The organism is Pseudophaeobacter sp. TrK17 (genome assembly GCF_042192375.1).
In the GTDB taxonomy this organism is placed as follows: Bacteria; Pseudomonadota; Alphaproteobacteria; order Rhodobacterales; family Rhodobacteraceae; genus Pseudophaeobacter.
This window is the reverse complement of sequence record NZ_CP071700.1, coordinates 2,307,755-2,319,523: the sequence shown is the minus strand read 5'-3', so window position 1 is coordinate 2,319,523 and position 11,769 is coordinate 2,307,755. Positions and strand designations below refer to the sequence as shown.

8 protein-coding genes and 1 tRNA gene are annotated in these 11,769 nt (G+C 57.0%); 4 read left to right on the top strand and 5 right to left on the bottom strand.

Features of this window, described 5'->3' with window-relative positions:
- Positions 1–520: 520 nt before the first annotated feature.
- The 4 genes from JZI28_RS10890 to JZI28_RS10875 all read right to left on the bottom strand — a co-directional run bounded on the left by JZI28_RS10890 (position 521) and on the right by JZI28_RS10875 (position 6,158).
- On the bottom strand, positions 521–2,578 hold the full coding sequence (locus JZI28_RS10890; RefSeq protein WP_375697592.1) for a DUF262 domain-containing protein: 2,058 nt from the start codon (positions 2,576–2,578) through the stop codon (positions 521–523).
- 493 nt (positions 2,579–3,071) lie between these two features.
- The gene (locus tag JZI28_RS10885) at positions 3,072–4,811 is read right to left on the bottom strand and encodes a hypothetical protein (RefSeq protein WP_375697591.1); all 1,740 of its coding nucleotides are present in this window, start codon (positions 4,809–4,811) and stop codon (positions 3,072–3,074) included.
- Between the two features lie 288 nt (positions 4,812–5,099).
- Positions 5,100–5,174: transfer RNA gene (locus JZI28_RS10880), tRNA-Asn, on the bottom strand.
- A 69-nt stretch (positions 5,175–5,243) separates the two neighbouring features.
- Positions 5,244–6,158, bottom strand: coding sequence for an MBL fold metallo-hydrolase (locus tag JZI28_RS10875; RefSeq protein ID WP_375697590.1), 915 nt, complete (start codon positions 6,156–6,158; stop codon positions 5,244–5,246).
- Positions 6,159–6,285: 127 nt separating this feature from the next.
- Between JZI28_RS10875 and JZI28_RS10870 the strand changes: the two genes are divergently transcribed.
- Positions 6,286–7,605, top strand: coding sequence for an ATP-binding protein (locus tag JZI28_RS10870; RefSeq protein ID WP_375697589.1), 1,320 nt, complete (start codon positions 6,286–6,288; stop codon positions 7,603–7,605).
- 38 nt (positions 7,606–7,643) lie between these two features.
- Here JZI28_RS10870 and speB read toward each other — a convergent pair whose 3' ends face one another.
- Positions 7,644–8,627 (bottom strand): agmatinase, encoded by a 984-nt coding sequence (gene speB / locus JZI28_RS10865; protein WP_375697588.1) that lies wholly within the window; start codon positions 8,625–8,627, stop codon positions 7,644–7,646.
- 308 nt (positions 8,628–8,935) lie between these two features.
- Between speB and JZI28_RS10860 the strand changes: the two genes are divergently transcribed.
- The 3 genes from JZI28_RS10860 (at position 8,936) to JZI28_RS10850 (ending at position 11,757) form a co-directional block, all read left to right on the top strand.
- Entirely contained in the window at positions 8,936–9,373 is a 438-nt protein-coding gene (locus JZI28_RS10860; RefSeq protein ID WP_297339695.1) for an ester cyclase, read from the top strand.
- Positions 9,374–9,641: 268 nt separating this feature from the next.
- Positions 9,642–10,460: a PstS family phosphate ABC transporter substrate-binding protein gene (locus tag JZI28_RS10855; protein ID WP_375697587.1), complete on the top strand. Its 819-nt coding sequence runs from the start codon at positions 9,642–9,644 to the stop codon at positions 10,458–10,460.
- A 40-nt stretch (positions 10,461–10,500) separates the two neighbouring features.
- The gene (locus JZI28_RS10850) at positions 10,501–11,757 is read left to right on the top strand and encodes a putative bifunctional diguanylate cyclase/phosphodiesterase (protein ID WP_375697586.1); all 1,257 of its coding nucleotides are present in this window, start codon (positions 10,501–10,503) and stop codon (positions 11,755–11,757) included.
- Positions 11,758–11,769 lie beyond the last annotated feature (12 nt).

The window sequence follows — 11,769 nt, the reverse complement described above, 5'->3', positions numbered from 1 at the left end:
CTGCGCTGGATAGAGCCCGCGCTTGCGGCAGCATTCGCCCAGATCGACCTCGTTCAGCGCAGCGGTTTCCAGCACCGCCGCGAACTTGTCGCGCGAGGACCAGCCCTCGGGGCCAGCGTCTGCGTCGGGCGGCATCTGCCCCTTGCCGCGCGCCTCGGCCCGCCACCTGTGCAACGTCGCCTCAGAGATCCCTTCCTCCTGCGACAGCTGCCTGATGGCCATGGTGTTCGGCGGCAGCATTCCTTTCAGCACAGCCGCCTTGCGTTCCGGTGGGTATCCCAAATCATCGTCCTATCCCGCCCACCTGAGAAATAGAGGAAAAGTAGAGCGGCGGACAACTACGCTGACACAGGGGGGATCAGTCATACACAAAAGGTCGGATACTCTCCTTCTGCGCCGTCTTCATCCTCCAGCAGTCGAACTGCTCCGCTCATCTTAATAAGGCAGCAAGGTAAAGGTAATTTTTCGAGGTGCCCATATGCGATCCCTCTGCTAGAAAACCATGAACCTAAATGCGACGTTAATCCCAATATACTGGCTCCATAGCCAGACAAAGGATTTCCTGCCTCGCCTCCAGTCGTGCGGCAGCAGACTTTTTGTTCACAGCCTTGGCACCCTTGATGCTGAGAACATAGTTTTCGCGAGCTTTGATGCTGACATGTTCCTTGTCGACCTGAAAGGCTTCACCCTCGAAAGGCAACGAAAACATCCCCTCGAAAGCATGTCCCGATCCAGCCTCACCGGGAATCCGCCATGCCTCCAGGGCGAAACGGATCATCTGCTCTTCACGCAGATCGCACAGGGTCCGAACACGCACGATATCCCAATTGGCTTCAAGCGTCGGGGTGTTGAATCGTCGCTTTTTATCGCCAAATTTTTCATCTTTTCGACTTGAAAGGTGCACGCAGAATTCTTTCGCCTTACGCGCAGCCTCCTTGGCATGTTTGTTTTGTTGCAGAAGACTTACCTTGGCCGCCGCAGACTGCCGTTCCTTTATCTCTAGGTCACCATTACCCAGTTGGACGTTGAGCCTGTGCGGAAGCAACATAAGGTTGCCAAGGCGACGGATCTGCTGACCGTCTTTGTTCTCGGCAACCATCTTTTTATCCGCATTCTGAGGCCAGATATGCTCGATGGTTAGTGGATCGTTCGTACGCATACCTTGTCCGACGCGGAGACGCAGCCTAGAAAAATCGAAACTTTGGCTGTCGAGGAGATGTTCTTCAAAACGAGCAAGAAAATAACGCAACCAAGGCCATGAATAGTAATCGTAGTTTTCACCATCATCTAGTGTCAGATGTTTGACGATCTCCGCGATGCCATCCTTCTGTGCCTTCGTCACGAGGGCCTTGAGGTCAGCGACAACATCATCATCCGATTTACTCCCACAAAAGTAGTCGTGAGCCAGCCTGTGCAACGTGACGTTGTGGCTGTCCGACCGAGCCGATGCCCCGGGAAGCCCGTAGAGCCGGAAGTTCGCAATTTCAATCGACTCCAGGACCTGTGCCTTCTGTGTGCTTGCGTCTTTGTCCTCACGGCGGAACTGGCGCGCGAAAATCAAGGGCAGCACGCCGCTAACCACGTCATGGTGGTTCAGGAAAGTCAGCGCCCGTGTGACAGGCGTTTTGGGGTCTGAATTATTCGCTAGCCGCATTTCCGCGTGTGTACGGAAGCTGGACTCAAGAAACCACAAAAACGTTTTGAACGTCTCGTAGTCTGCGGTATCGACGCCAAGGTTTCGAAGGACGACGGCATAGTCGGATTCGCCGCCTTTGCGCCGACCAGGCTTGAATTGGGCTGTCACCACCGCGCGCAAGACCGTGTCAACATCGCCATCAACAAATTGCGTGGACGCAGAGAGATGATTTATCCGCCGCCAGACTTCATTAACGTCTGGCAGTTTCCATCCTTTAGCCGAAGCTAGGTAAATGAGATGATTCTTTACAAGGTCCATCTGCGACAACGGTTTGCCACGATTGTTAATAGTCTCAAAAACCTTGGCCACCTCCAAGTCATCGTGGAGCACAAAGAAGATAAAGTGGAGTCGGTGCTCTATATGCTCGAGAATCTGCGTGACCCTATCGATGTCGTCACCAACCCACTTCTTTATCTCGTCTGCCGCCTTCAAATATTTCTCTTGCGCTAGGGTAGACGTCTTTCCAGGCGTATCGCCCTGCATGAGGCTTGTAAAAACATTGGCATCGCCCTTTTGTGGAGTGAAGAGTAATGCGCCTTCTGGGCAGAGAAATGTACGCACACCAATTTTGCTCGATAGCTTCGCATGGAGAAGGGCAAGAGTAGTCAGTCGCTGCTGCCCGTCGACTACTGCATATTTCACACTTTGCGGCTGCTGAAGGGGAGTGCAAATAATAGTCCCGCAGAAATGACTCACGTTTCTGCCAGTAGCGACTAATCGGTCAAGTCTCTCTATATCGCGAAAGAGGTCTTTGAGTTGATCCTCTCCCCAATCATATGCCCTCTGAAAATCGGGAACCTCAAAGCTACGGCTCTCTCCGAATAGTTGTTTAAACGTCGTGTAAGTAGCTCCAGGAATTTCCTGTAAATGTGATGTGGTCATTCGTACCAATCTTTTGCTGCCATGCGAACCACGAACAGGGTCCTTTCTGCCACGTGAATTTTAGCTATGGACATAATTTTGTCTAGGGGATACCTCGAAAGATAGCACATATGCCCCTGCATTCCCGAGTAACCTGCTGATTTCGCTGTCTCGATCTTGGCGTTGTCGTTACAACTCAGGATGTTGATCCCACGTTTTTCACCGGATCTACCGTGTAGGGGCGTCGTGAGGCCTGATCCGGGTTATATCGCTGCGGCACCTATATGGGGAACGGCTCGCGTGGCAAGAGCTCTTTCAAGTTGATGTGCAGTAAAATTCGCGCTTGACTTATGGATGTTCTGATTAATGCTTTTGGCTGCGCCGGTCTATCGGTTTGGTCGCTTGGGGGGCTGTGTTGCATTACCTTTGAGGCGTGATTACCCCTTAGCCTGCTGACGTCACGCCACGCGGACGGTTTTGGTGGTGATGAGGGCGTTAATGCGTTCGAACTGGTTTAACGCGGCAACGATGTTATCCCTTTGAGTGTCGGCAGGCGATCGATCGCGGCTTTGAGTGCGCGAATGGGAGACTGGTCCCCATACACCGAGTCATGCACATCCTTACCTTCGTGACCCATGATGTCGCGCGCGACTTTGGCGGGGACCTCCTTGTCGAGATCGAGGACGTGCTGGACGTAATGTCGGGCGCTCTGGAGTGACAAACCGGTGCCTGCGTCGCCCCATATATCCGTGACAAATTTTTCGACCTTGCGACCGACCTTGCGGCCCATGATGTTGGAGGCCGGTTCCTTGAGGTCAGGGAAAAGACGAACATAACCAGCTTTCCGCGCATCGCGAACAAACTCCAGCAGACCCAGATGGATCAGGTCGTCGTGAAGTGGGACCTTTCGCCTCGAAGATGAGTTCTTGATCCGACGGTCGGTGGTGGTGATCACATCAAAATAGGTGATCCCACCCTCTTCCCTAACGTAGTCCACGCCGATGCCAGCGATTTCCTCGCGTCGCAGGCCGCTATACGCCGCGATCAGGGGAACCCAGTACAGTCCGCTCCTGCGTCGTTCGGCGAGAGGAGGTAGCCAAGGCCCCGGTTCGGGATCGCTCCAATATCGGTGCCGAAAGAAGGTTTCGAGTTCTTCTCGAGTGAAGGTCCGCTTCTTGTCGCGCGCACGCCCCTTCTCCTTGCGCCGCAGGAGGCCGGGATCAAGCCGTGGGTGTAGTTCGAAACCCTCAGACTTGGCCGCCGAAATCAGGGCGCTTGCGTGGTCCACGTATCTGTTAACCGTGCCGACCGCCAAGCCGACCTTTTCCTTCGGGAGACCTTCGGCCTTGGCGAGGACCGATTCTATCGGGAGGGTGTGATCTGACGGCGATTTGCCGAAGGATTTCGGCAACTGAAGAAGGACAGACCTAAGTTTCACGAAATCCGCTTGGAGAAGGGACCGGACATCAGTCTTGCCTGTAACCCGTTGAATAAGGGTCCCAAAAGCGCGGTACTGGCGTGCCGTCTTTTCTTCCAGTCCTTCATCCGCGTGTTTTTTGAACTGGATCATCCTCTCGATGACTGCGGTGATCGACGGGTCGAGATCGGAAGAGTCTGGTTCATCCGGCACGATCTCTTGGACCACGACGGGGGTGTAGTATGGCTGAACATCGGTCACGGCCGAAGCGGCGACTGGATCGGGCGAACGGGGGGATTCTGGTTGCTCAGCGTCTTGCGGGAACGTGCCTTGTACCGGATCGAACCGGTCCATCACGTCAGACGCGAGTGCACGTGCAGGCGGGGTTGTCACCACGGCGTTGGCTGCTCGCTTGCCCTCAATGAAAAGCTCGAGCAGCTGGATGGCTTCCCGGTCTCCGTTGATCCGACGACCGGTGACCTTCTCGAATTCGGCGGCCCTGCGATCTGCGCCGATGTGACCCTGCAACATGGGCCGGTAGTGTCCGTCAAGGACCAGCCGGAGCATGGCCACCTCGGCGCGACTGCGGCCTGCGGCGATCATCTCCTGCTCAACCTGGTCGGATATTGTCGCGCCGATCCCTCGCTCCGCCAGAATGTCCCAGGCGTCTTTCATGCCGAAGGTGATCTGCCGTTCCATCTCACAGGGCGGTGCCCCGTAGCGGAACCGAAGGTCTTGTCGCAAATCATGCTCAGCGGTCACATGGGTTCTTACCACGTGTTGCAGGTATTTCCTGGCTTCGTCTAGGGTGATCCGATCCTGTTCAAGGGACGCCATGAGTGGTTCGCTCTCCGCGCTAAGTACACGGGATAGTATAGTCGCTCGACCCCGGTCTGTGGTGCGCAACGAGACCCTGAGGTCGACGATTCTTGTGGATTGCGGGCGGACCTTGCGCCGCCAGTAATAGACGCCGTCTCGGCAAGTGAGATGGGGGAGAGCGGTCATTTTCGGGCTCCAGATAGGAGACCGACCCAAAAACACCGCCGCAGCGGTGTCACAGTCTGGTGTCACAGTAACGGACCCCCTAAGGGGAAAGTTACTGAGATCAGACACTTACGTGAAAATTGGCTCCGGCGGTAGGGATCGAACCTACGACCAATTGATTAACAGTCAACTGCTCTACCGCTGAGCTACGCCGGAACGGTCCGTGCGATATAGCGGGGGCTCTGGGGGAGGTCCAGAGGGGAAATTCGTTTTCTTGAAAAAAACTCAGGCCAGAATTTGAAAGCTGCCCGTTTCCGTAAAGGCGCCGCAGGGTTCAACTATTGACCGGCCCGCCAGATCGACAAGATGGGCAAAGACATTGCGCTCCGCTGCTGGCAACAGGGCGGCGGGTGTTTCCTGGTAGATCGCCCGCGCCAGTTCGGCCGGGGTGGCCGGGGCCTGGGCGAGACAGGCCAGAATTTCGGCTTCGCGGCCCTTGCGATGGTGGATCAGCCAGTCCAGCCGCTCTTGCGGGGCTGTCACTGCAGCGCCGTGGCCCGGGTAGAACACCCGCCAATCGCGGGCGCGCAGGCGGGTGCAGGAGGCCATAAAGTCGGTCAAATCCCCGTCGGGCGGCGAGACCAGCGAACTGGCCCAGCCCATCACGTGATCTGCGGTGAAACAGGCGTCGCCCAGGGCAAGGGCAATGTGGTTGCCCAGATGGCCGGGGGTGTGGATGACCTCAAGCTGCCAGCCTGCAGCGGACAGAATTTCACCGTCCGCAACGGTGATATCTGGCCTGAAATCACTGTCGATGCCTTCACCGCCGCTTGTCATCCCTGCGCGGACAAGGTCTTGCATGATCGCGCTGCGCCGAGCCTCGGGGCCGCCAAAGCCATAGACCGGGGCGCCACAGCTGGCAGAGAGCGCGCGGGCCAGGGGTGAGTGATCCAGGTGGCTGTGGGTGACAATGATATGGCTGATCCGCTGGCCGGGCAGGACGCAGGCCAGAATCGCCTCCAAATGAACCGGCATATCCGGGCCAGGGTCGATGACAGCCAGTTCGGTGGTTCCAACCAGATAGGTATTCGTGCCCCGGTAAGTCATCGGTGAGGGGTTCGGGGCCAACAGGCGCCGCACACCGGGTTGCAGCTCTTCGGGATGGCCGGGGGCCGGATTGAAATCGTCAGGAGCTTGCATGCGTTTTGCCTCGTCTTAGGGCTGCGTTTGGCGCGGCCTTTGGTATCTTTATCGGTAGAGGTCCGGCCAAATTTTAGCAGGGCCAACCTGTCTTCACACTTGTGGTTTGCGACGTTAGTATTAGCCTATGTTCTTCCAATGGCTCAAACAATATCTGCCGCGCAGTCTTTATGCCCGTGCGGCATTGATCCTGATCATGCCTGTCGTTGCCCTGCAACTGCTGGTCACAATTGTCTTTATTAAACGCGATCTTGAAGATGTGACAACGCAGATGACCACAACGGTTCTGCGCGAAGTTTCCCTGCTGCGGCAACAGGCGGGCGAGACTGCGGACCGGGATCTCTATCTGCACCGGCTTGAGCCCTTTCTGGCCCCTTTGACTATGACAGCCCGGTTTGTGGAACAGGATGCGCCACGGCCACAGGATGAGCTTGGCTGGGATGAATTTTCTGGCCGGGTGGTGCGGGATAAATTGCGGAATGAACTGGAGGGGTTTGTTGCGGTCAAATTTCCCGCATCCCGTGAGTTTCTGCTGTATCTTGACACCCCGGCAGGGATCCTGGAGCTGGGGGTGGATCGGCGTCGCCTAACCGCTGCTGCACCGCATCAGTTGATCGTGACCATGGTGTTCTTTGGGTTTTTGATGACGGTGATCTCTTTTGTTTACATGCGTAATCAGTTGCGCCCTATCAAGAAACTGGCCGATGTCGCCCAGGCCTTTGGCCGCGGGCGCAATCTGCCGTATTCGCCGCGCGGGGCCACCGAAGTCCGGGTGGCGGGCAGTGCCTTTCTGGATATGCGGGGGCGTATTGAGCGCCAGATCGAACAGCGCACGCTGATGCTGTCCGGGGTGAGCCATGATCTGCGCACGCCGTTGACGCGGCTCAAGCTCAGCCTGGCGATGATTGACGAGGATGAGGCAGAACCCATGCTGCGTGATGTCAGCGAAATGCAGGCGCTGCTCGATGCTTTCCTGGATTTCTCGCGTGGCGCCTCCACCGGGGAGCCAGAGCCGGTGGATCCGCAAAAACTGGCGGCTTCTGTGGTGGAAGATTGGCGGCGTCAGAACAAGGACGTGATGCTGGGAGAGTTGAGCGGCGCGGGTACGGTGCCGCTGCGGGCGCAGTCGATGCGCCGGGCCTTGGAAAATCTGATCTCAAATGCGGTACGCTATGGCACCAGGGCGCGGGTTTCTGTCACCCTGACAGAGAAATCCATGCGCCTGCGGGTCGAGGATGACGGCCCCGGCATTCCAGCGGCTCAGCGGGGCGATGCGGTGCGCCCCTTTGCCCGGCTGGATCCGGCGCGTAACCAGGATCTGGGCTCGGGGGTAGGGCTGGGCCTTGCCATTGTTGCCGATATTGCCCGCGCCCATGGCGGCATGCTGCGGCTGGGCAAAAGCAAAGAGCTTGGTGGTTTGCAGGCTGATATTGTCATCGGGCGCTAGCTGGCCGTTGATCGCGACGCCACAACTGGCGAGGAGTGTCAGCTTGGCTCGCTGTGCTCCTTGCGGGCATGGAAAATGAAACCGATGAAGTTGAGCAGCAGCTGCGCCGCCAGGATCTGAGTGCTTTCGCTGGGGTCATAGGCCGGCGCCACCTCGACCAGATCAATGCCCACCACATCGCCGCGTTGGGCCAGGCCCTGCAGTATCTCCAGCACATCGTAATAGAGAAAGCCGCCGTGGCTGGGGGTGCCCGTGCCAGGCGCGATGGAGGGGCAGAAGGCATCAATGTCGATGGTCACATAGTAACGCGCGCCCTTCGGCAGGCGCTCCAGCACGGCTTGGGTGCCCAGTTTGCGGACTTGGCGCACCGACAGGATGTCAGAGCCACGCGCCCGTGCATTGTCATAGCCGTCCTTGGCGGTCGACGAGACATTGCGGATGCCAAGCTGGGTCATGCCCGCGACGTAGTCTTTCTCGATGGCGCGGCGCATTGGGTTGCCATGGCCAATGGTGACGCCGTGCCTGGTATCAACAAAATCCAGATGTGCATCGATCTGCACCACATGAATCGGGCCATGTGCCGCGCAGTCCTCGGCAAAGGCATTGATACAGGGGATATTGATCGAATGGTCGCCACCGATGGTAACGGGCAGGGCGCCCGCGTTAAGGATGTTGCGGACGCCAAATTCGATATTGGCGTGGCTTTCTTCGGTTTTGGTATGGATGATATCTGCGTCGCCAATATCGACCATCCTGACATCGGCGCCCAGGTAGGTGGCGTCATCTTCGTGGTCATAGGCGCCGGCATGGCCAAAGCTGAACAGGGTCGACGCCTCGCGTACTGCCCGGGGACCAAAACGTGCGCCGGGGCGCCATTGGGTGCCAAAATCAAAGGGGGCGCCCAGAATGGCGACTTCCGCATCAATCGCGGTCCAGTCGGCAACATAGGGGGATTTCCCAAAGGTGGAGATCCCCACAAAGGGAAGGTTCAACCGGCCTGCCTCATATCCATGGTCTGACACGCGTATCTCCTGTTGTTTTGTCCAATGTCACCAAGGATCATGATAGACTTTATGTCCCGCGACCAGCCATCTTGGAACAGATGTGTTTACCCCGTGTCAGGCCGCAAAAAGAGTGTTGGTCGCGCCACAGTCCAGGCGGGAATGCTGGCGTGTTACCCGTTCTTATTTATGAGGAAGATTGTTGTCTCTTAAGGTTTCAGTCATTGCTATTTAGCAAAATTGCCGTTGCGAATTAGAGCTTGGGGGCGTTGCCAAATACGTGTCCTTCTGCGAACGGTGCGAGAACTAGACTGGAATGCGATTACACTATGACTATGACCAAACGGGATGTCGTTGGACGGTGGTTTTCAGAGATTTGGGACGCTGGAAACCTATCCGCTTTGGACAAGCTGCTTGCCCCCTCTTTGGGAGAGGATGATCCGATTTATTGCGGCCTGGCGCTCCGCAAAGATCTGCCATTTCTGGCAGAGATGTTTGGTCGCCTGATGGGGCCGATGAAAACCGAAATCCTTGTTTATCTGGAAGACGGGGACTGGGTCAGCGTCTATTACAGAACCGTTGCTTCCGGCCCGGATGGCGACACCCCGATCAAGATTGAGAGCCTGTTGATGTTTCGCTTTGAGCAGGGGTTGATCGCTGAGTTGATCTCCAAAATTGACAGCCTGGCCCTGTTTGAGCAACTGGGGCAGATGCCGCCCGATACCTTGTTGGGGTGCTTTTCCGGACAATGTCTGACCTGGAAATAACCGCAGTTCAGGGGAGGGAAGGGCTTTGTCCTCAGGGGGGCTTTGCCGCGCTGCCCGCCGCCATTGGCCTATTGGAATGCTGATTTAGGGTTGGACGAAGCGCGTCGCCGTGAATAAGCGGGCGCGATTTCGCCATTCCCCCCAGAAGGACAAGAATTGAAACAACTTAAGCGTAAACAGGAGTCGCAGAGTTTCTGGTTGTTAACTGGTGTTTGGTCAAAATCTCCGGGTTTAATGGTGCTCAGGAGGTCTCATGCGGGTGTTAGGCGTGACAAGAACGGTAGGCGCAACTCTGGCCACTCTTGTGGTGGTGCTCGCGGGGGCGGTAACTGTAGCCAGTGCGGAGACCATTCGCATTGGCGGAACCGGTGTCGCCTTGGGCGGAATGCGGATCCTGGGCACGGCATTCGAACAGCAAAATGCGGGTACAACCGTCGAAGTTCTTCCCAGCCTTGGCAGCAGTGGCGGCGTCAGGGCGCTGTTGGCCGGTGCGGTGGATCTGTCCGTTGCCTCACGGGCGCTGAAGGACAAAGAAACGGACAAGGGCGCCGTTGCGCGCCTTTATGCAACCACTCCGCTTGCGCTTGTCACCTCCGAGGGGGCGCAGGTCGACAGGGTTACGACAGAAGAGCTAGCGGAAATCTATTCCGGCGCCAGACAGACTTGGCCATCGGGGGAAACAATACGGGTTGTATTGCGCCCGATTTCGGAAACTGACACCAAGATCCTGCGGGTTTTGTCCGCAGAGATGGCACAGGCCGTAGATGCCGCGTTTGAGCGACAGGGGCTTGTTTCCGCAAGCAATGATCAGGAGAATGCAGAGACGCTGGAGCGGCTTCCTGGTGCCCTCGGGGTCGTGGCCATCGGACAGATTGCAACCGAAGCACGCCGGTTGAAGGTTCTGAGGCTGGATGGCAGCCTGCCAAATGCCGAGGGGTCTTATGCGCAACACCCTGAGTTTGTAAAAAGCCTGTATCTGGTTACGACCGGCTCAGCATCGCCAGTGGCGCGCGCATTTGTCGACTACGTTCTGTCGGAGGAAGGCCAGGCCATTCTCGCCTCTTATGACCACATTCCGGTAAGGTAGGCGGACCATGCTGTCGCAGATCTCCAAAGGGCCGTTGGCCATGCCATCGTTTGAGCGGCTGACAGTGGTTTTGGCCCTTGTCGCCTCGATCATGGTTGCCGTTGTTCCCCCGGCGCTCCATTTTCACTTTGGGATGCGATATGCCGAAGGCCGTATTGAGGCCGAGGCCAAGGCCAACGCAAGAACGTTGTCCCGGATGGTCGGACGTAACCCGCAGATGTGGAGCTTTGAGGTGCTGCGGATCAACGAGCTGATCTCTTTTGACGAGGTTGATGAATTCAAAGTGGTTCTGAACGCCGAGGGCGACGTGGTCACCGGTCTGGGGCAGCAGGATCTTGCGAGACCGATCGTGCAAATCGCCTATCCGATTTTTGATTCAGGCGTGGTGGCCGGCCAGGTCGTGATCCGCAAAAGCCTGTACGGACTTGCGAAAATCACGTTTCTTATTTTCCTGTTGTCCAGCGTTGTTGCAGCAGGTGCATTCATTGCCCTGAAGCTGCTGCCGTTGAAATTGCTGCGCAAGGCCGTGGAACACGCGGCTTTTCTGGCCAGCCATGATCCCTTGACCGAACTGCCAAACCGATCGCTGTTCAATGAATGGCTGACCCATTCAGTGGCTGATGTGGAGCGTCAGCGCGATACGCTGGCCGTTCTCTGCCTTGACCTGGACCACTTCAAGGAGGTGAATGATATCCTTGGCCATGCGGCGGGGGATGAGCTGTTGCGCCAGGCGACCGACCGGATGAAAGCCTCGTTGCGGCGCAGCGACATTCTTGCTCGTATGGGGGGGGATGAATTTGCTATTATTCAAAAACATGCCAGCCAGCCCAATGGGGCTTCCGAACTGGCTGAGCGCCTGCTGACAGAACTGACAAAACCCTTTGATCTGAATGGCAATGAAGTGCTGATAGGGGCCAGCATCGGCATTGCCCTGCACGATGACCCCGAAGACACCGACGGGCAGGCGTTGCTCAGACAAGCAGATCTGGCGTTGTACCGCTCCAAGCACGAAGGCCGTGGGACGTTCCGCTACTTTGTAGACGAAATGAATGACAAGCTGCTTGAACGTAAACGGGTAGAGCGGGAGCTGCGGCAAGCGATCTCGCGCAATGAGCTGGAGCTGCATTATCAGCCCCAGATCGACCTGGGCGCCAACAAAATCAAGGGAGTGGAAGCTCTGTTGCGGTGGAACCACCCCACTCAGGGGCTGATTTCCCCCGAAACTTTCATCCCGCTTGCCGAGGAGTGCGGACTGATCGTGCCAATGAGCTATGCGGGAGTTTGGGTGATGGCGTGATTTGAAGGGCGG